The sequence below is a fragment of the Alteromonas lipotrueae genome (assembly GCF_019249255.1).
Taxonomy (GTDB): domain Bacteria; phylum Pseudomonadota; class Gammaproteobacteria; order Enterobacterales; family Alteromonadaceae; genus Alteromonas; species Alteromonas lipotrueae.
Map to the genome: position 1 here is coordinate 36,407 of NZ_JAESDJ010000002.1, position 20,817 is coordinate 57,223.

A 20,817-nucleotide genomic window follows, 5' to 3' on the forward strand; every position below is an offset into this window, starting at 1 on the left:
TAACGGTTCAATATGCTATCATTGCTCCACGAAATCACCATATTTTAAAAAATATTTAATACTTTCATGGCATCATTACTCGGTAACTTATTTATACTTGCAGCGCCTTCCGGCGCAGGAAAATCCAGCCTTATAAAGGCGTTAATGGAAAAGTACGCGTCTAATAGCAATAATGCAATGGAAGTGTCAGTGTCCCATACTACTCGTAAACCTAGGCCGGGTGAAGTTGATGGGCAGCATTACCACTTTGTAAGCCGTGAGCAATTTGAAGCGCTTATAGAGCAAGGCGTTTTTTTTGAGTGGGCTGAAGTATTCGGTAATTACTACGGCACATCACGGGTGACGATTGAGCAAACTTTGCACCGAGGTATCGATGTGTTTCTAGATATCGATTGGCAAGGTGCACGTCAGGTACAAAAGCGTATGCCTGACACCTGTGGCATTTTTATATTACCGCCTTCAATCGAGGTGCTAGAGCAACGTTTAAACAGCCGTGGGCAAGACAGCGATGAAGTGATTGCCGGCCGCATGAAAGAAGCGGTGGCTGAAATGTCGCATTTTAATGAGTTCAGCCACGTAATAATAAATGACGACTTCGCTACAGCGCTTAACGATTTAGAAGCGATTGTGATTTCACAGCGTTTAAGAACAATAAAACAGCAAATGCGTTATCAGCCTTTATTAGACGAATTGCTCGGATCTGCTTAATATTTATATTGTTTTAATTTCAAACAAACCGCTAGGATCGCGCAGTACAAGAGTGTATACTACGCGGCCGTTTTTTGAATTACTTTATCAACCTAATTTTCGGAGAAATACATGGCCCGCGTAACAGTTGAAGATGCCGTAGATAAAATTGGTAACCGCTTTGATTTGGTTTTAGTAGCGGCCCGTCGTGCACGTCAAATTGCCACCGAAGGTAAAGAGCCAATGGTTGATGTGCAAAATGACAAGCCTACCGTAACGGCACTTCGTGAAATCGAAGAAGGTTTAGTAACTGCTAGTACACTTGAACAAGATGATTTGCGCGATCAGGAACAACAAGAACATGCTGAATTTTCTTCAGTAGCTAATATTCTTTCTGATCAATAGTTTCACCGCAAAGGTAACTATTGTATGTTTAAGCGCCAGTGCTTTGAAAAAAGCACTGGCGCTTTGCTTTTTGGGTATTGGCTAAAGGCTCAATTCTACGTATTCTTAAGGTTGTAACGTTAATCAGGAGTCGCACTAGTCCGTGTATTTGTTTGAAGGCTTAAAACAGAAAGTAATAAAGTACTTGCCTGCTGACCGAGTTCAGCTGGTACAAGAGGCATTTGTGTTGGCTCAAGAAGCCCACGATGGACAAATGCGCTCAAGTGGCGACCCCTATATTACGCACCCTGTTGCTGTTGCCAGTATTCTTGCTGACATGCATTTAGACCATGAAACTCTCATGGCAGCCTTGCTACACGACGTGATTGAAGACACCCATTACAGCCAAGAAGATCTTGCTGAAGCTTTCGGAGATACCGTTGCTGAGCTGGTGGAAGGGGTAAGTAAGCTAGATAAAATTGCTTTTAGCAGTAAGCAAGAAGCACAGGCTGAAAACTTCCGTAAAATGATGATGGCCATGGTGCAAGACATCCGGGTTATTCTGATTAAGCTAGCTGACCGTACCCACAATATGCGTACATTAGGTTCGCTTCGTCCTGACAAGCGCCGCCGTATTGCTCTTGAAACCCTTGAAATTTATGCACCTATTGCCCATCGCTTAGGTATTCACGATATTAAAAATGAGCTCGAAGACTTAGGTTTTCTTGCCATGTACCCTATGCGCCATCGCGCACTGAAATCAGCGGTTCGCCAAGCACGTGGTAATCGTAAAGAAATTATCGAAAATATTCGTGAAGAACTAAGCACCCGCTTAACGGCTTATAAAATTGAGTCGGACGTACTGGGCCGCGAAAAACACCTGTACTCTATTTATCGTAAAATGCGTAATAAAGAACTCATGTTCAACGAAGTGATGGACATTTACGCGTTTCGTATTGTGGTCGATTCAGTCGATAATTGTTACCGTTCGTTAGGCGCTATGCACAGTTTGTATAAGCCTATTGAAAACCGTTTTAAAGATTACATTGCTATTCCCCGTACCAATGGCTATCAGTCATTGCACACCTCGCTTATTGGCCCCCATGGTATTCCGGTAGAAATACAAATTCGTACCCAAGAAATGGATCAAATGGCAGATAAAGGGGTTGCCGCGCATTGGCTTTATAAAGAACCTGGCGACAACGGCACTACTGCGCAACTAAGAGCGCGTAAGTGGATGCAGTCGTTACTTGAGCTTCAACAATCAGCCAGTTCATCGTTCGAATTTATTGAATCGGTTAAAACGGATTTATTCCCAGAAGAAATATACGTATTCACCCCAGATGGCCGCATTATTGAGCTGCCCATGGGCGCTACGGCCGTAGACTTTGCCTATGCGGTGCATTCAGATATTGGTAACACCTGTGTAGGTGTTCGAGTAGAGCGTAGAAACTACAGCTTAAGTAAGCCGCTACAAAATGGCCAAACCGTAGAAATTATTACCTCACCTAAAGCTAAGCCCAATGCTAACTGGCTGAACTTCGTAGTAAGTGCTCGCGCACGCACCCGTATTCGTCAATATTTGCGCAAGCAGCATTCGCAAGAAGCCGTGAACATGGGTAACCGCTTACTGCGCCATGCATTAGGTGAAGTGAAGCTGGACGATATTCTGGAGGCCGATATTGAACGTGTGGTGGCTGAAACTAAGCACGATGATTTTGATTCGTTGCTTATCGATATCGGTTTAGGTAACGAGCTAAGCGCTATTGTTGCGCGCAGACTGTTAGGTGAAAACACAGATTTACCAGAGAAAAAAGGTAACGTGGCTATTCGCGGTACGGAAGGCTTATTGGTGCATTATGCCCGTTGTTGTCACCCTATTCCTGACGATGAAATTGTGGCGGTATTAAGCCCAGGTCGGGGTATGACGATTCACCAAATTGGTTGTAACAACATTCGCAAGCTTTCAAGAGAAGAGCCTCAGCGTGTATTACCTATGCGTTGGGATGAAGAACCCCAAGGTGAATTTAAAGCATCGCTTCGAATTGAGTTGTTTAATCATCAGGGTACCCTTGCTACCCTTACGAATACGATTTCTGGTTGCGATTCCAATATTATTGGACTGCAAACAGAAGAAAAAGAGAGTAATATCTACTTTATCGACATCGAAATTACCACGCAAAATCGCGTACATTTGGCACGAGTGATGAAAAAAATCCGCACCATGCCAGAGGTTCAGAAAGTGTCACGTCATAGTCAGTCCAGACACTAACTTTTAAAAAATTTTTAGGATCCATTATGTCTAAGTCTATTATTCAGACCGATAAGGCACCTGCCGCTATTGGTACTTACAGTCAAGCAGTTAAGGCTGGCACAACAGTGTATCTTTCTGGCCAAATTCCTTTGGTTGCAGAGACCATGGAAATGGTTTCAGAAGACTTCGCTGAACAAGCGGTACAGGTTTTTGAAAACTTAAAAGCCGTGTGCGATGCCGCTGGCGGCACCACGAACGACTTGGTAAAAGTGAACATCTTTCTTATCGATTTAGATCACTTTGCGACGGTAAATGAAATTATGAGCCGTTACTTCAACAAGCCATACCCGGCGCGTGCTGCAGTGCAAGTGTCTGCATTGCCTAAAGGCGCACAAATTGAAATCGACGGCGTGATGGAATTGCCGGAGTAAGTCATGTCGCCAGAGCGTTACCTTCGCATTCGAAGTGCGTTGGCAAAAAGGCAAACCGACCTTACGGTTTGCCTCGAAAACGTACACAAACCCCACAATGTATCGGCTGTTGTTCGCACTTGTGATGCCATTGGCATTCACCGCGTACATACCGTGTGGGAAGAGAAATATCAGTTTCGTGGCGACACCGCTATGGGCAGCCAGCAATGGGTTCGCCAAACCAACCATGATAGTTTAGGAAACGCCATTGGCGCACTTAAGCAGCAGGGTATGCAGGTGTTAGTGACCCATTTGTCTGATACTGCAGTGGGCTTTCGTGAAGTCGATTACACCAAACCTACCGCGATTATTTTTGGTCAAGAACGCTACGGCGCTACCGATGAAGCGATTGCGATGGCCGATCAAGATATCATCATTCCTATGGCGGGTATGGTGCAATCGTTGAATGTGTCTGTGGCGGCAGCACTTGTGCTATATGAAGCGCAGCGCCAGCGTGAACTGGCAGGTATGTACGATGTTGAACATTTACCTGAAGAAGAATGCCAAAAACTGTTGTTCGAAAGAGGTTACCCCAGACTGTGCGCCTTAAGTAAAACGAAAGGGGTTCCATACCCGGCTATTGATGACATAGGCCGCATTGATGCACCAGCAAGTTGGTGGAAACAAATGCAGTTAACGCCAGAAGCATTACACGCCTTATCTGACGATGAACAGACAGTGCCTACAGGCGCCTAGCCTGTCAAACTCGTAGCACCTGTCATACTGGCCTTAAACCGTACTCGCCAAGCTTCTCGCAATCTATTACACTTCGTTTCTAATAAATGATTGCTTTCATTACCCTAATGAAATCATACGCTTGATCTAAGGAATGTCGGTCAAATGCAAACTCTTGCCACCACGCCCATCACCGCCCTAAAAGGGGTAGGCGCTAAAGTGGCCGAAAAGCTGGCTAAAATTGGCTTATTTACCTTACAAGACGTGCTGTTTCACCTGCCGCTCCGTTATGAAGACAGAACACGGGTTTACAGCGTGGCCGAGTGCCGCCCGTTTACCCATGTTAGCGTGCAGGGCGAAGTAAAAAGTGCCGATATCCAATACGGTAAAAAACGCATGTTGGTGGTGAAGTTAAGTGATGGTACAGGCACCATTACTTTGCGTTTTTTTCACTTTGGCGCAGTTCAACGCACGATGATGACGCCGGGCAATGTAATACGATGCTTTGGTGAGGTTCGCACTGGCAAGTGGGGCATTGAAATGATGCACCCTGAGTTCAAACTCATCGATGAAGACGCACCGCTAGAAGCAGAATCGTTAACGCCTGTTTACCCCACCACCGAGGGAGTAAAGCAACTTACCTTGCGCAACTTAACTGACCAAGCCCTTAAAATGTTAGATAAAGGCGCACTGGCTGACTTACTGCCTGACGGTATGTACAGCGACCAGATAAGCCTAAACGAAGCATTACATGCAGTGCATCGGCCAACCCCCGATACCGATGTGCATGAAATGGAAGAAGGGCTTCATCCTGCTCAGTATCGATTAATTTTAGAAGAGCTTTTGTCCCACCATTTAAGTGTATTAAAAGTACGTAAGCTTTCAGATGCACAACCCGGCATTAGCGTAAAAGTAGATAAGCCCCTTATTGAAAAGATGTTAGCGCAGTTGCCATTCTCGCCTACAGGCGCACAGCAGCGAGTAGTGGCCGATATTCAGCAAGATATGCAACACCCCAGACCCATGATGCGCTTAGTACAAGGCGACGTAGGCTCAGGAAAAACCTTAGTGGCCGCCCTTGCTGCGCTATCTGCTATTGGCGCGGGGCATCAGGTGGCGTTAATGGCGCCAACGGAGCTGCTTGCTGAACAGCATGCTAATAATTTTAGAGAATGGTTTGCGCCGCTGGGCATAGAAATTGGGTGGTTGGCCGGTAAGCTTAAAGGTAAAGCCCGCACCGAAGTGCTAGCGCGGCTTGAAAGTGGCGATGTACAAATGTTGGTGGGCACCCACGCGATTTTTCAAGAAAGCGTAAACTACCAACAACTCGCCTTGGTGATTGTGGATGAACAGCACAGATTTGGTGTACATCAACGCCTTGCGCTTCGCGATAAAGGCGAGCAACAGGGGCGATACCCACACCAGTTAATTATGACGGCAACCCCTATACCTCGAACGCTGGCCATGACTGCCTATGCCGACCTAGATACGTCTGTCATTGATGAATTACCTCCGGGACGTACACCAGTGACCACAGTGGTATTGCCGGATAGCAGGCGAGCGGAAGTTATTGAGCGCGTTCGCACAGCCTGTAAAGAAAACGGTAGGCAAGCCTACTGGGTTTGTACTCTAATTGATGAATCAGAAGTGTTGGAATGCCAAGCCGCCGAAGATGCAGCGGTTATCCTTCGCACAGCGTTGCCGGAACTTAACGTAGGTTTAGTGCATGGGCGCTTAAAGCCTGCTGAAAAACTACAAGTAATGGCCGACTTTAAAGCGGGTGAGCTCGATTTACTGGTGGCCACAACCGTCATTGAGGTAGGGGTAGATGTACCCAATGCCAGTATTATGATTATTGAAAACCCCGAACGATTGGGGTTAGCTCAGCTACACCAACTTCGCGGGCGAGTCGGGCGTGGGGCGGTAGAAAGCCAATGCGTACTTATGTACCAAAGCCCCTTGTCTAAAACGGCTACTCAGCGATTAACTGTTTTGCGTGAATCTAACGATGGGTTTTACATTGCCCAGCGAGACTTAGAAATTCGTGGGCCAGGAGAATTTATGGGGACTCGTCAAACCGGTATGGCCGAACTTAAAATTGCCGACTTAGTTCGCGATGCCGCGCTGATTCCCAAAGTACAAGAAATTGCCTATACCTTATGGGAGCAATATCCTTCCCACGCTCAAGCCATTATCAACCGCTGGATAGGGCACAAGGAGCAATATGGCCATGCTTAATACTTTGCCTCTTGTGATTGCTAGCACCGAAGGCGATACCCGCTTTGAAAGCGACAAAGCGCTCGCGCTAACGATCAGTAAAAACTGGGGTTTTTCAATTGAAGAAAAGCCCGTTGAAGGCTTTTACCTTCAAGTCAGTCACGATGTACTTGGCCTTGCTGATGCGAGCGAAAAGAAAACACTGCCGGTTGACGTTGATTTTGCTTCCCCTGCTAGCCTATATCGCAAAGCCCATGGTGGCGGCAGAAAAGAGCCTATTGTAAAAGCGGTGGGGTTAAAAGGTGATGTAATTAAAGGTGCAAAACCATGGCACGTAGTAGATGCTACGCCGGGTTTAGGCAGAGATGCATTTGTGTTGGTTAGTGTAGGCTGCAAGGTTACTATGATAGAGCGTTCGCCCATAGTAGCCGCGTTGCTTGAAGATGGTATTCGACGTTTACAAGTGCGCTTCCCAGAACTTGCAGAACGATTAGCACTACAACATGGAAATAGTGCCGATGTAATGCAATACTGGAATGGTGAAAACGTAGATGCGATTTACTTAGACCCTATGTTTCCGCACAAAAAGAAATCAGCCTTGGTGAAGAAGGAAATGCGATTGTTTCAACAATTGCTTGGACACGACGCCGACGCCGACGCGTTACTCGCGCCAGCGTTAGCACTAGCATCGGCTAGAGTTGTGGTAAAACGCCCTAATAGTGCAGAAGTGCTAGCAGGAAATAATCCATCAATGGCAATAGAAAGTAAAAAACATAGATTCGATGTGTATTTACGTCAAAAATCCTAGGAGAGCAGCATGATAGAAGTTGGTAGCACCTTGCCCGAGGTGGATTTCAGCCTTTTAGTAAATGGTGAGATGACAAACCCCGGCACTGCCGAGCTTTTTAACGACAAGCGAGTAGTAATGTTTGCAGTGCCAGGCGCGTTTACGCCAACCTGTTCTCAAGCACATCTACCGGGCTATGTAGCATTGGCAGATAAAATTAAAGCGAAAGGCGTAGACACTGTTATTTGCTTATCGGTAAACGATGCATTCGTAATGGATGCATGGGGTAAGGTGAATAACGCTGAAGAGATTATGATGCTGGCAGACGGCAACGGTCATTTCACAAAGCAAATTGGTTTAGACATGAATACCAGCGACTTTGGTGGCTTGCGCTCTATGCGTTACGCCATGTTAGTTGAAGACTGCGTAGTGAAAAAAATCAGTGTAGAAGATCCGGGTCGCTTTGAAGTCAGTGATGCCGAGAGCATGCTAAAAAGCTTGTAACAGCAAGTTTAGCACTAAGCACTAAACCCATTGAAAGGCTTGAGCATAATATGAAGTGATGCTCAGGCCTTTTTTGATCGCGAAATGTACTAACCTAGCCCTTCTTGAGAGCCTAAGTAAGTGGACGTCATAAAAATATTGATAGCCTTTTGCACTAGCTTGACCTCACTAAAGTTGATCGCATAGTGTCGTTAAAATGTAATATAACTATGCCGCAGACAGCCAATGAATAGCGGTTATACGATGAATTGCTAAACGCAATATTCACTGAAATCAGCGTAGTTACTGACGTTAAAGCCCATTTGGAAATACGAAAGTATGACATAATCATACGTCGAGTTACCTTTACTTAATTAATGATAATAAGTATCATTTGCATAATTAGAAGCGTACTAGGAAAAATGATGACAACAACACTTAAGAAGCTAAGTGCCTCGGTATTAGTATTAGCAGTGACCTTTTCATTGGGCACAAGCAGCGCCTTTGCAAATGGTGTAATCAGCGAACATGTAAACAACCTTCAGGCTCATATTGGTGAGTACACAGAAGAAGTACACTGGTTAGAAGAAAAATTCGGCAGTGTTGTTGATGCGTACGAAAAAGACAGCAAGAACGTAGACACAGACGCCCTAATTGAATATTGGGAAGAAGTCGATTTTCATTCTGCGATAGAAACTCAGTACGTACCTGTTTATGCGTCTATTTGGCAGGGTATCTATGGCATTAAAATGGGTATCGAAAACGGCAAATCTGTAGAAGACGTTCGCGCAGAGCAAACCAAACTTAATCAAGCCTTGTGGCAAGCGTTAGGCGCAGTTAAACTTGCGTCACAATATCAAAAGCAGGGTTTGGTTGCCAAAGTACAAACCACTGAAGTTGAACCAACCACCGCGCCTGAAGTTATCGACGATATTAAAAAGCGTTTAGATCGCGTAGTCGCTAAATCGGCAGAGCAACTGACGGAAGTTGCCACCACCTTGGTTCACGATACATACTTACAGCGTTTTGAAGGGGTAGAAGGGGCGTTAATTGAATTAGACGCTGACCTAGTTGAAGACTTAGAAAAAGACTTTAACGTAACCCTTCCACAAGCAATTACGGGCGGTAAAGGTGTAGAGGCGGTGCGTGGCGTAGTGGAAACTATGCAAACTAAATTAGACCGCGCTCGTTCCTTGTTAGTAGAAGCAGAAAAAAGTCGTAAAGACGTTTTCTAAGGAATAGTTTTTTCAAATGCAACGTAGAACATTTTTACAAGGTTTAGCCGCCGCAGGTGCGTTAGGTAGTTTACCTATCAGCAGTTTGAGCTTTGCCAACACTATTGCAAGTGTGTCGGTAGAATCCCTTCCTCAGTTGGAAGGTGATCTCACCCTTTATTTAGGGCGTGGTGAAGGTGGTTTGTATGAAAATGTACTCGATGCCATTAAAAAACGTAATCCAAAGCTTAACTTAAAAATTAGACGCGGCGCTTCAGCCGCGTTAGCCAATACCCTTGCTGCAGAAGCAAAAGCAGGGGTGAAACGCGCTGATTTATTTTGGGCGGTAGATACCGGTAGTATTGGCATGGTAACCGATTCAGGTTTAGCTAAGCCGTTACCTACCGACTTAACCACTCAATTGAAAGACGGCTTCCAGTATCCTAGCTGGACACCCGTTACTGGCCGTATTCGTACATTGCCGTATAACACAGAGCGGGTAACGCCCGATCAAATCCCAGATAGCGTAATGGCCTTAGCCGATAGTGATTTGGCATTGGGTTGGGCTCCGGCCTATGCATCATTCCAGTCATTCGTTACCGCTATGCGCATTTTAGAAGGCGAAAAGGCCACGGCCGATTGGCTTAAAGGCGTTAATAGCAAAGCGAAAAAATACGCAGGCGAACTTGGCGTAGTGATGGGCGTTGAACGGGGCGAAGTGGATATGGGCTTTGCAAACCATTACTACACGCTGCGCTTAAAAGCCGGTAAGCCAAACGCTAATGTTGCCCTTGCCTATACGCAAAACGATGCAGGCTGTTTAGTCAATGCTTCGGGTATTGTGGCATTAAGCGAAGGTGATTTACCTGTTAACTTTATCCGCTATTTACTGAGCCGCGAAGTACAAGGGTATTTGGCAAGCGAAGCGTATGAAATTCCGTTGGTACAAGGTGTTACACCGCCGCAAGGCTTACCTGCATTATCTGAAATATCGCCACCCGATATGGATCTTAGAAAACTAGCAGATTTACGCCCCACGCTTAACCTTATGCGAAAAGTCGGGGTGCTGTGAGCAACTGGCCAAAGTCGTACCCGCTGGCTCTAATTATCGCGTTAATGGCATTGTTGCCAGTAGGCGTTTTATTTTCGTTAGCATCAGATAGCGCAGAAATATTCGACACCCACAACTTGCGCGTACTCGGCAACACTGTATCACTCATGGTGCTGACTATTATTGGCTCGGTGCTTATAGGTGTGCCCCTAGCGCTCTTTACTGCTTACGTGCAAATGCCGTTCAAACGATTTTGGCTAATTCTTTTAGCTGCGCCCTTAGCCTTACCCAGTTATATCGGTGCGTTCGCCATGTACTTTTCATTTGGCCGTGGTGGCGAAATAGAAAACGTATTAGGGATTACCACACCCAGTATTGATGGTTTGTGGGGCTCAGCGCTAGTTATGTCATTGTACACCTATCCTTTTGTGATGATGACCACACGGGCATCGTTACTAAGCCTTGATGCCAGCTTAATCAATGCAGCCCGCACCCTTGGCGTATCTTTGTATACTAGTTTGTGGCGCGTGGTATTACCTCGTGTAGCCACCAGTATTGCTGCCGGCGCCTTATTAGCTGCACTTTATGCGCTGTCTGATTTTGGTACGCCAGCCATCATGGGATTAGACACTTTCACCCGCGTTATCTTTGTTGAATACAATGCCTTTGGCTTAAGCCAAGCTGCCATGCTGAGCTTGCAGTTAATGGTGATTGTAGGATTAATCTTATTCATTGAAAGTCGTATTGGCGGCGCCAAAGAACGCCCAGGTAGACATTTAAGTTTATGGCCTGCCCGTTGGCAGCGTAACCTTATGTTACTAGCAGCAATGCCTATATTGTTGCTGGCTATAGTATTGCCTCTTGCGGTATTCACTCTGTGGCTAATACGGGAAGGCACAGGTGGATTCGAGTTTAGTTATGCGTGGAATTCAGCCTATGCGTCTTTCCTAGCCGCTATTGTGGCCGTTATTTTGGCCATACCCGTTGCCCACGCGGCTATTGCGGGCAAAGCTGGGCGTTTAATGGAACGCATTACTTATTTTGGTTTTGGCGTACCTGGTATCGTGATGGGTACTGCATTGGTTTACGTTGGCCTTCAATTGCCTTATTTGTATCAAACCTTGGGTTTGTTAGTGATGGCGTATGTTCTGCGCTTTATACCCCTTGCCGTGGGTAGTGTGCGTAGTACCGCAGAGAATTTAGATACCGGATTAGTGAAAGCAGCACGAGTGTTAGGGGCTAGCCCTCGCGAAGCATTTATGCGCATTACGTTGCCACTTACCCTAAGAGGCATGATAGCCGGTGCCGCCTTGGTGTTTTTAGAAGCCATGCGAGAATTACCTGCCACCCTAATGTTGGGGCCAACGGGGTTTGAAACCTTAGCCACCTACATGTGGCGTGTGTACGAAGCCGGTTACTTTGGTCGCGCTGCTGTACCGGGGTTATTGCTGGTATTGTTATCGGGCTTTGGATTAATATTAATGCTTTCTGGCGAACGCCGGGCCCAGTTTACCGTTTCCGAGGATGATCGTAGTTAATGCTTAAAGTGAGTGAGTTGTCAGTTAATTATGGTGCTACCCGTGTAGTGAATAAGCTCAACCTAGAATTAGGTTCAGACGAAATTCTCATGCTGGTGGGCCCAACAGGCTGCGGTAAAACCACTATCTTACAGGCATTAGCTGGCCTTATTCCTATTTCAGAAGGGCAAATGACCCTTGGCAACTGGACCGCCACGCCGAAGAAAACGGTGCCTCCTGAAAAACGCAATGTAGGCATGGTGTTTCAAGATTTCGCCCTGTTCCCTCATTTGACCGTTCAGCAAAATGTTTGCTTCCGTTTAAAAGATACTAAGCTTGCCGATCATTGGTTAAAGCTTCTTGGCCTTGAAGATTTTCGCGATGCTAAGCCTGCTCGTTTATCGGGTGGTCAAAAGCAACGTGTTGCACTAGCCCGCACCTTGGCACACGAGCCGGCATTTGTTTTATTAGATGAACCCCTTTCAAATCTAGACGCTGCCTTAAAAGACAGCCTTCGTTGGGAAATACGCGATGCCCTTAAAGCTGCAGGCGTGCCTGCTATTTGGGTAACTCACGACCAGGAAGAAGCCTTAAGCGTAGGTGACAGAGTAGGGATATTAAATAAAGGCGTACTAGAGCAACTTGCTACCCCAGAAGCATGTTACTCAGAGCCCGCCAGCCGTTTTGTAGCTCGATTTATGGGTGAAGCTAGCTTTATTCCAGGCACCTTCGATAACGGCATCGTTACCACTGACATTGGCACTGTGCCTGGCACATCAGTAGATGGTGCTAACGGCAAGGTAGACTTGTTAGTGCGCCCTGACGATTTAAGTTTACGGGCAGACCATGAATGCCCCAATGGCACTGTAGATTGGGTACGTTACGAGGGTGAAAGCCGCCTTTATGCCGTAACCCTAGACAGCGGCAGCCAATTAAAGGTACGTGTAAGCCATGAAAATGCCATGAAACCGGGTGCGCGAGCACACATGGCGCTAATCACTACGCACCCTTTAGCGGTGTTTGCGCGAACATAAACTTTTGCACTCGAAGACTAAAAACCCCTATCTACCAATACGCTACAGCAGTGGTTTAAAATTAAACTGCTGGCATACATTGTAGCCCCCCAGCATTTACGTATAATTCAGCTCGTTTTGCCCCATGCCTTATTATTAGACAGTTAGGGCAATTAGTACGATATTCCAAGTCAGGTACAGCAGTTAAAGGTGAGTAGTGTGAAACAGCGTGATGTAATTGTGATTGGTGCTGGTGCAGCAGGGCTGTTTTGTGCAGCGCAAGCCGGTGCCCGTGGGCGCAGTGTAGAAGTGCTCGATCACGCCAAAAAAGTAGGTCGTAAAATTCTTATGTCTGGAGGCGGACGCTGTAACTTCACCAATATGTACGCTGGCCCGGAAAACTTTCTATCGCAAAACCCACACTTTTGTAAGTCGGCATTAAGCCGCTACACCCAATGGGATTTTATTGGATTGGTAGCCGAGCACGGCATTGCATACCATGAGAAAACCCTAGGCCAGCTATTTTGCGACGACAGCGCCAAAGATATTGTAGAACTTCTGCTAAAAGAGTGTGATAAAGCGGGGGTAACTATTACCACACGCTGCGACATTATAAGCGTTGAGAAAACCGAATCAGGTTACACGCTAAACACTTCTTTGGGTGAATACCAATGTGAGTCGCTAGTTATCGCCACCGGCGGCTTAAGCATGCCGAAGCTAGGCGCAACACCGTTTGGCTACAAAGTGGCAGAGCAGTTTGGCTTAAACGTGCTACCCACTCGCGCAGCACTAGTACCTTTCACCCTGCAAGATAAAGACAAAGACGTATTAGCCGAGCTAAGCGGCATTGCCATAGACGTAAATGCACAATGCAACGACACCTCATTCCGTGAAGCTATGCTGTTTACGCATCGCGGCCTAAGCGGCCCAGCCATGCTACAAATCTCAAGCTTTTGGGAAGCAGGCGAGGCGTTAAGCATTAATACGCTACCTACCGAAGATGCGCAGGCGCTTATTAATACGGCGCGCACCGACACGCCAGATGCCTTACTGGCAACCTGTTTAAACAAAGTGTTTCCTAAACGCATGGTACAAAGCTTTATTGAATATCATCAATGGCGCAACGTACCGGTAAAACAATTGAGCCACAGCGAATGCGAGGCTATTGCTAATACGCTAGAAAACTGGCAAATAAAACCTAACGGCACCGAGGGTTACAGAACCGCCGAAGTTACTATTGGTGGTGTAAACACCGATGAGCTATCGTCTAAAACCATGATGGCTAAAAACGTAGAAGGCCTTTATTTTATAGGCGAAGTGGTAGACGTAACCGGTTGGCTAGGAGGCTTTAATTTTCAGTGGGCGTGGAGCAGCGGCTGGGCAGCCGGGCAGGTGGTTTAGGCGCAAATAAAGTCAAAACCGCATACAAAAAAGCGACTGTTCAATAACATTGAACAGTCGCTTTTAGTTATTTTCTACTTATCTGCGTATCTACTTACCTATTTCACATCAAGACTTGTTATTGATTGGTCTCATTAACCAAAATAACTTTACGATGTGGGAATGGAATTTCAATGTTCGCTTCATCAAGCCCTTTCTTAATTTGCTCAGGCACTGAGTAACGAATATCGAAGTAGTGCTGACCTTCACAGAACGGACGTACAATGAAGTCTACCGAGCTGTTGTTTAAGGTTTCTACTTCAACAAACGGCGCAGGTTCTTTAAGTACATGTGGGTGTTCAGCAAGTACTTTGTCGATAACGGCACGTGCGGCATCAATACTTTCACCATAAGCAACACCAAAGGTCATATCTACACCGCGAATTTCATGGTGTGAATGGTTGGTAATTTGCTCGCCCCAAATTTGGCTATTTGGAATGATAATGTGTTGGTTATCGAAGGTTTGCAAAATGGTAGTGAACATATCTATTTCGGTCACTTTACCAAACTTACCTGCTGCTTCTACAAAGTCATCTACTTTGTAAGGGCGGAAGATAAGTAGCATAACGCCAGCGGCTAAGTTAGACAGTGTGCCTTGCAGTGCTAAGCCTACGGCAAGCCCTGCGGCACCCAGCAATGCAATGATAGATGCGGTTTGTACACCAAAACGGTTAAGTACTGCTATGCCCACGAAAGCTAAGATGGTGTAGCGTATTACGCTACCAAAAAACTTAAATAGGGTGTCGTCTAATTGGGGGTATCGACCGGCTAGTGCAACCATGCCTTTGTATGCTTTACCTGCTACCCACATGCCTATAATTAATATAAGTAACGCAAGTAGTATATTGGTGGCCCACGCTAGTGCGCCAGGGAGATACTGATCAACATCAAGTGATGCAATAAATTCTTCCATGTTCAAATTCCTCATAACGATTGATTATTCTTTAATGATTCGTAAGGGTGCTTCAAGCCGCTATGTTATAGGCCATAAACCACATTAAAGGTATTCATCAATAGTATGAAGCTGTGAAAATAAAGCAGCGAAATACACAAGGATTTCACTACTTTATTTTGATTAATCAGATAATTAAACGTTTTTAAAAGGTGTAGCGAACAAAGGCAGCAAACACCTCGGAATCGGAGAATTTAGTATATTCACCGCCAACTGCTATCGAATCCCAACGGTATTGTGTGCCTAACTTATAGGCTTTTTGATCAGAACCTTCATCCCATTTTTGCCATTCTAATCCGCCATAGACTTCCACATTGCTTGTTATCATATGTCGAATATTGGCTTCACCGGTAAAGTACTCGGTTCCGGCTGAAACGGCATTGTCACTGTCGTTTATTTTAATATCAATTTCACCATAGCCGACTTTACCGTCCAGTACTGTGCGATTTGAAAAATGGTGAATATAGCCAACTGCCACTTTCCAGCGGTCGACATCCATGTTTACCCCTTGGGTTTTGTCATCAGCCATAAAGTATGTGGCTTCACCAAAAACGTTCATTCCAAGTACTTTACTTGCCTTAAACTCAAAGCCTTTCGGAGTAAACATATCTAAATCGGCGAATTCCGTTTGCACCAATGAAACCTGTGCAAAGTCGTATGAAGGAGCATTAATAATGGGTTTGTCAGCCGCAAATACAGCACTTGCTGCTAAAAAACAGGTTGGAGCGATAAGAAGTTTATACATTGAATATCCTTATTAGGTTGGGGAACTAATAAGAAGAATAGGGGATGGGAGATGAACGAAAAATGAACGCTAAGTTAATCAATATTCAGGTAAAAAGAAGATGTTTTCACTTATGCTGAATAGCGAAAAACTTGTTCTCTATGAAACGCAAGGTACTCTTGGTGGAAGCGTTGAAGCGAAACTCGCATTTTAGAATTGATACCTAACACTTCTGGTTCCGCTAACTTTTCTGATATGACAATTTTGCCCGTATCTAGAAAGCTTATGTAACCTCTATCGAATGCTTTATCTAAGTTTGCTAAAAGAAGTAAGCCGTTATATTTATCAAGGCGTTCACTGTTGCTTGCCTCTTTCCAGGGTTTAATGTGTGAAGCGATTAAAAAATCAGTATTTTGGTAATTAGTAATTGAACAGCCTCCCCACAGACAAATGAGCTCCTGCCTAAATCCACCTTGACCTAACCGTGTATTTACCAATGTTGCCTTAGTTGTATTTGAAATATTTGGTTGTGCCAGAATTTCTTCAATATCGAATTGGGTTTCTACTTGGGTAACATCTTCTAAAAAAGCACTGTATGCGTTTAGTGCAGCCGAGTACATTCCCTTTCCACGTTTGTCGTTCGCTTTAAATTCGTTCAGCTCCCGAAGCTTGGTGGTTATAGTTTTGTATTCGAAATAAGAGGCAACGCTAATTAGACTTTTATTAGTGATGTGTGCATCGTTTGCCCAATTTGATAGGGAGGATTTCATTGCACCGATGTAATTTTTTATCGTTTTATCTGATTTGCCTTGAAGCTTCATCCAGCGGCCAAATTGTTCTTCTAGTTGATCAATATTAGTGCTAAGTGCTGCTCGTAAGTGTATCGCGGAGTTTTGTGATCGTAGATATTCAAACAACTGGACATCGAGGTAAGCATGATAGACGTACTTTTCAACCCTAGCGGCTGATGCGCTTTTTAATCTGTAGTTCTTTTCGTCTCTATCAGAGCGAAATGCGAGGTGCCAATACTTCTCACTTTCCAAATGATGAAAAGGTAAAAATGGGCTGTTAGCATCATTGCCCTGTTTTAGCTGGTCAAAATAAAAGGTAAATCGAGATTTAAGTTCGTTATCGTAGTTAATCTTATTGGTGGATATGTGACCATTCTCGATTAAATCTGCCACAGCCAACATCATACATATTTTGTGAGGCCTAGCCCGGCCGTTAGCACGGGCAGCGCGAAGGTTGGAAAGTTTATCTATATATAGCTGTAGGCTCATCCATGTATCCTATTGATAACTCACAGACTAACCTTAGCACTTTTACCTTTAAAAATACGAATGTCTAATACAGCTGTCCTTGAACTTGGCAGGTTTTTACACGAAAGGCGAGATAGTTTCAGCGCATATGCCTAGCTGTGCTAAACATACTGTGGATATACCACTAGATGCCCCCACAAACTACAGGTAAATAGTTTCGTATTTGATTGGTGCTAGTTTTTGCAGAATTTGATTTTCTTGCTGATAAGTTAGCCCTACATCTCGCATAGCGCCCTGAACATACTCCACCAAAATGTAAAATTCTCGCTCTTTAATATTTAAGTCTTTGTGGGTCTCTAGCATGGCCTTGCCTTCGTAAACACAAGGGCCGCCAATAAGCTCGCACGTTTGTAATACCAGTTGTTTGCGTAAATGACTTTTTGGAACACCATTAAAGTAATGCCCTATAACAGGGTCTTTATAGATGCGATTAATGGCAACACCAAACACAGTATTAAGGGTTTTACTGCCACCGATTTCATCGTACAGTCTGGTAGAATTTTGCTTGGCAGTTTGCGTGCTGGAACACCCACTGATGCCGCCTAACAGAGTAAAAAGTAGCGCAATTACGGCTGTCGTTATTCTTGTTTTATGTAAATAGGTACTCATCATCACCAACTTAAAAATTAGCAGTGGCAGTTAGGTAGAAGCCTGTCGAGCTAGACTGCATAGGCAAGTTGCCTAAATCTACATAAGCTGCGGTGAGAGAAAATGACTTATTGGGAAAATAAGCAATGAAGGCGTCGGTTACCGTATCTTCTTGTGCTAACCCGCCTAGGCGATTGGTTTGCGTTCTAAGCTCAACACCGACTACGGTTGACGTGCTGGTTAGCAGCGCCAAAGAGCCTTCCCACTCCAGTTTATAACTATCGTCATTTTCACTAGCAAAACCAAGTAAGCCAAAGGTATTTGCTTTGGTATAGCGGGCGGTCAGATTGGTCAATAAATTAAAACCGCTAATATGGCCTAAATAAAGCTTGGTTGCAGAAACAAAAAAGTCAGTACCGCTATCATCTTTCGCCCCAAGTATGCGTGCAACACCTTGATTAGGAAGTGGGCCGGTGCCATCGGGCAATAGAAGCGTGGTATCAAAATCTCGGTGTTTTTTATATTGTGCGCCAACAGCCACCTGGGGTACCCAAGTGCGTTGATTAAAAACGCCATCACCCAATATTTTCACTTTTGCAGACACAATATCCATGTCGATACGGGTAGATTGTGCGGCGCTAATTGCCCCATCGGTGAGTAAGCTGAAAACATTGCTGGTAATGCCGGATGAAATATCTAGGCTTTGGCGTTGTACGCTTAATTCAACGCGATCGTAAATGCCAAGGCTGGCACCAAAGGTGGTTAAGGTGTAGTCGTTTAAATGAAGGTATTGAACATTCGCGGTACCGTTAATTTCTTCTTTACTGCCATAGCCGCTAATAAAGGCCCAAGGCGTGATACCACCACCAGCGGTACCTTCAAACCCAGTAATGCCGCCCGTTGCAGTTAGGCGAGAGCCCGTGTTTGCACCGCTGAAAAATGAAAATAAACAGAAGCTTAGAAAAAATAACTTCGCTTTGATCATAAATTCCCTTTCTTGAAGCTTACCCAAATAATAGGTAAGTTTTGCCAGAAATAAAGCCTTACCCGCGATTTTCCTAAGCTGCCACCGTAAAGCGATTTTTGCCAGCACGCTTAGATTGGTATAGCGCTGTGTCGGCAGACTCCATTAATGATTTCACATCTAAGGCAATAAGCTTATTTTGATGATGATATGCCACGCCCAAACTCGCCGTTACACTAAAATCTGCGCCTTCTTTAGTGGTAAACCGGTGACTTCTGATATTTTCAAGGATTCGCTTGGCTATTTCTTTGGCTTGCAAAAGTGTGGTGCGGGGAAGGGCGATAATAAACTCGTCTCCCCCAATACGTGCAATAACGTCATTCGTACGTAGCGTGTTTGCCGCAGTTTGTGCCACGGTTTTAATGACTTCATCGCCTACGTGATGACCAAGGTTGTCGTTAATGTGTTTGAAGTTATCAATGTCGAAAGAAATGAGCGCCAACCCCACGTGATTAGGGCTTAAATTAACTAGATTATGCTCAAAATAATCAAAGAAGTAACGCCGATTGTGTAAGCCAGTAAGATCGTCTCGAATAGAAAGGGCTAGTAGCTTTCTTGAGTTTTTGTATTGGAAAACCACAAAAATAAGTAACAAAGCAAAGATTACTACTACGCCTACTAGCATCATATTTTTCTGCCGTACTTTAAGCGATTGCTCCCTTGCTGTTGCCGCTTGAAGTTGTGTTTGTTGCCTTAACAGTGCAATTTCTTTGTCTTTACGCTCGGCTTCCATTGTGGCTTGTACTTGGGTGACATACTCTGAATTGTTTAAACGCTGCAATTCAAGAAAGTCTTTGTAATACCTATGAATAAGTTCAAATGCCTGTTCAAAGCGATGGTCTTTAAATGCGACTAAACCAGCAATGTAATCAAGCTCTAAGTGCCACTGGGTATTGTGCAACGCTTTTAAACCGTTAAAGATAGTGCGCGCTTTCGATAAATCTTGTTTTGCCGCGGCTAAGTTATCAAGAGCTAGATTGCATAAGGCCCTTTTTTTATAAAGTTCTGCGTAGTAATCGATGGGCCCCGATAAGCTCAGCGCATTATCTATGGCACTAATAGCAACGTTGCACTCTCCTTTTTCTGCCAATGTCATGGCGCGGCCATAATGCAGGTAGAACTTTTCACCGTGCTCACTAGAAAAATCCAGCGCTATTTCGTAACGGTCGAAGTAGGAAAGTGCATCATTCCAATTCTCTAGTTTCCGGTTAACAATGGCTAACCCCAACAAGGTACTGGCCACAAGGGGTTGGTAGCCAATTGACTCGAAGAAGACAAGGGCGCCTTCGTAATATTCAATGGCTTTTGTGTAATTGCCTAAGTAGTTGTAGGTGTCGCCTAAACTCTCTTCTAACAACCCATTAAAAAATTGGTTGTTTAAAATAACGAGATTTTTATAAGCATCTTGCAGTATAAGGGTGGCGCGGTAGTAGTCGCCAGAAAGTGCAAATACGTAACCTAATTCTCTAATGGCGAGCACGTAAACCGTACTGTTCGTATCCTCTTTGGCGACTTCAACAGCATATTTCAGTGCGTCGATAGCGCCTGAAATATTGCCCTTAAGGTGCAATCTGCTTCCCCTTAAATAATACCACAGCGCATTTTGCTCGTTCGTCATTACATCGGCAAACGGTGCGACAGCAACAAGGGTGGCGTCCATTTCTTTGTAAAGGGCTAATACGCTTTCGGACTGCGCTTTTCGCAACAAAAGCCAAACTTTGCCTTCATCGCTGAAGTTATTTGATTGTGCTAACGTGGCTAATTTGCGATAGGTTTGTTGAGGGTGTAGAAAAATAGCCTCTTCAAAATGAGGCAATGCATTCTCACTAATTGTGCCTAGTGTAGTGTCAGAAACGGACGCAGAAGTAGTGGCGGACACAGGAATAGAAAGGCTAACCAGCAACCCCAAAGCGGCGAAAAGTATCAATAAACAGGTACGTCTATGTACTACAGCCACAAAAAGCCCTCCGAATGGCTACAACCTTGCTCAATTAACTGCGCTAAATTAACCTGCAAAC

Annotated in this window: 19 protein-coding genes; 13 read left to right on the plus strand and 6 right to left on the minus strand. The window is 44.9% G+C overall.

Translation table 11 applies throughout. From position 1 onward, the window contains the following. Positions 1-66: 66 nt before the first annotated feature. The 13 genes from gmk to KYS23_RS03680 all read left to right on the plus strand — a co-directional run bounded on the left by gmk (position 67) and on the right by KYS23_RS03680 (position 14,153). Positions 67-708 carry a guanylate kinase gene (gmk, locus tag KYS23_RS03620; RefSeq protein WP_159527957.1) on the plus strand — a complete coding sequence of 214 codons (642 nt, stop codon included), beginning with the start codon at positions 67-69 and terminating at the stop codon, positions 706-708. 111 nt (positions 709-819) lie between these two features. Then, positions 820-1,092: a DNA-directed RNA polymerase subunit omega gene (rpoZ, locus tag KYS23_RS03625; RefSeq protein WP_159527958.1), complete on the plus strand. Its 273-nt coding sequence runs from the start codon at positions 820-822 to the stop codon at positions 1,090-1,092. 142 nt (positions 1,093-1,234) lie between these two features. Next, the gene (gene spoT, locus KYS23_RS03630; RefSeq protein ID WP_218418063.1) at positions 1,235-3,343 is read left to right on the plus strand and encodes a bifunctional GTP diphosphokinase/guanosine-3',5'-bis pyrophosphate 3'-pyrophosphohydrolase; all 2,109 of its coding nucleotides are present in this window, start codon (positions 1,235-1,237) and stop codon (positions 3,341-3,343) included. 26 nt (positions 3,344-3,369) lie between these two features. After that, entirely contained in the window at positions 3,370-3,756 is a 387-nt protein-coding gene (locus KYS23_RS03635; protein ID WP_159527960.1) for a RidA family protein, read from the plus strand. Positions 3,757-3,759: 3 nt separating this feature from the next. Beyond that, positions 3,760-4,491 carry a tRNA (guanosine(18)-2'-O)-methyltransferase TrmH gene (trmH, locus tag KYS23_RS03640; RefSeq protein ID WP_218395847.1) on the plus strand — a complete coding sequence of 244 codons (732 nt, stop codon included), beginning with the start codon at positions 3,760-3,762 and terminating at the stop codon, positions 4,489-4,491. 144 nt (positions 4,492-4,635) lie between these two features. Beyond that, positions 4,636-6,708 (plus strand): ATP-dependent DNA helicase RecG, encoded by a 2,073-nt coding sequence (gene recG, locus KYS23_RS03645; RefSeq protein WP_159527961.1) that lies wholly within the window; start codon positions 4,636-4,638, stop codon positions 6,706-6,708. Continuing rightward, positions 6,701-7,495 (plus strand): class I SAM-dependent methyltransferase, encoded by a 795-nt coding sequence (locus tag KYS23_RS03650; RefSeq protein WP_159527962.1) that lies wholly within the window; start codon positions 6,701-6,703, stop codon positions 7,493-7,495. The genes recG and KYS23_RS03650 overlap by 8 nt, the downstream gene beginning before the upstream one ends. 9 nt (positions 7,496-7,504) lie before the next feature. After that, positions 7,505-7,978 (plus strand): peroxiredoxin, encoded by a 474-nt coding sequence (locus tag KYS23_RS03655; RefSeq protein ID WP_159527963.1) that lies wholly within the window; start codon positions 7,505-7,507, stop codon positions 7,976-7,978. Between the two features lie 404 nt (positions 7,979-8,382). Further along, on the plus strand, positions 8,383-9,192 hold the full coding sequence (locus KYS23_RS03660; RefSeq protein ID WP_218395843.1) for a hypothetical protein: 810 nt from the start codon (positions 8,383-8,385) through the stop codon (positions 9,190-9,192). Between the two features lie 16 nt (positions 9,193-9,208). Continuing rightward, positions 9,209-10,243, plus strand: a complete 1,035-nt coding sequence (locus KYS23_RS03665; RefSeq protein WP_218418064.1) for an extracellular solute-binding protein — start codon at positions 9,209-9,211, stop codon at positions 10,241-10,243. Next, the gene (locus KYS23_RS03670; RefSeq protein ID WP_218395839.1) at positions 10,240-11,760 is read left to right on the plus strand and encodes an ABC transporter permease; all 1,521 of its coding nucleotides are present in this window, start codon (positions 10,240-10,242) and stop codon (positions 11,758-11,760) included. Before KYS23_RS03665 ends, KYS23_RS03670 begins: the two co-directional genes overlap by 4 nt. After that, positions 11,760-12,773, plus strand: a complete 1,014-nt coding sequence (locus KYS23_RS03675) for an ABC transporter ATP-binding protein (RefSeq protein ID WP_218418065.1) — start codon at positions 11,760-11,762, stop codon at positions 12,771-12,773. Before KYS23_RS03670 ends, KYS23_RS03675 begins: the two co-directional genes overlap by 1 nt. Before the next feature lie 198 nt (positions 12,774-12,971). Beyond that, positions 12,972-14,153, plus strand: coding sequence for a BaiN/RdsA family NAD(P)/FAD-dependent oxidoreductase (locus KYS23_RS03680; RefSeq protein ID WP_159527968.1), 1,182 nt, complete (start codon positions 12,972-12,974; stop codon positions 14,151-14,153). Positions 14,154-14,271: 118 nt separating this feature from the next. Here the strand turns inward: KYS23_RS03680 and KYS23_RS03685 are convergent, their stop codons facing one another. The 6 genes from KYS23_RS03685 to KYS23_RS03710 form a co-directional block, all read right to left on the minus strand. Continuing rightward, positions 14,272-15,105, minus strand: a complete 834-nt coding sequence (locus KYS23_RS03685) for a mechanosensitive ion channel family protein (RefSeq protein WP_057794772.1) — start codon at positions 15,103-15,105, stop codon at positions 14,272-14,274. A 184-nt stretch (positions 15,106-15,289) separates the two neighbouring features. Next, the gene (locus KYS23_RS03690; protein ID WP_126872667.1) at positions 15,290-15,889 is read right to left on the minus strand and encodes an outer membrane beta-barrel protein; all 600 of its coding nucleotides are present in this window, start codon (positions 15,887-15,889) and stop codon (positions 15,290-15,292) included. Positions 15,890-15,999: 110 nt separating this feature from the next. Next, positions 16,000-17,148 carry an HNH endonuclease gene (locus tag KYS23_RS03695; RefSeq protein ID WP_159527970.1) on the minus strand — a complete coding sequence of 383 codons (1,149 nt, stop codon included), beginning with the start codon at positions 17,146-17,148 and terminating at the stop codon, positions 16,000-16,002. Between the two features lie 180 nt (positions 17,149-17,328). Beyond that, on the minus strand, positions 17,329-17,796 hold the full coding sequence (locus KYS23_RS03700; protein ID WP_159527971.1) for a group I truncated hemoglobin: 468 nt from the start codon (positions 17,794-17,796) through the stop codon (positions 17,329-17,331). A gap of 10 nt (positions 17,797-17,806) precedes the next feature. Further along, positions 17,807-18,760 carry a DUF3034 family protein gene (locus KYS23_RS03705; RefSeq protein WP_218418066.1) on the minus strand — a complete coding sequence of 318 codons (954 nt, stop codon included), beginning with the start codon at positions 18,758-18,760 and terminating at the stop codon, positions 17,807-17,809. 73 nt (positions 18,761-18,833) lie between these two features. Beyond that, complete coding sequence (locus tag KYS23_RS03710) at positions 18,834-20,756, minus strand: tetratricopeptide repeat-containing diguanylate cyclase (protein WP_159527973.1); 1,923 nt, start codon at positions 20,754-20,756, stop codon at positions 18,834-18,836. Between the last annotated feature and the right edge of the window lie 61 nt (positions 20,757-20,817).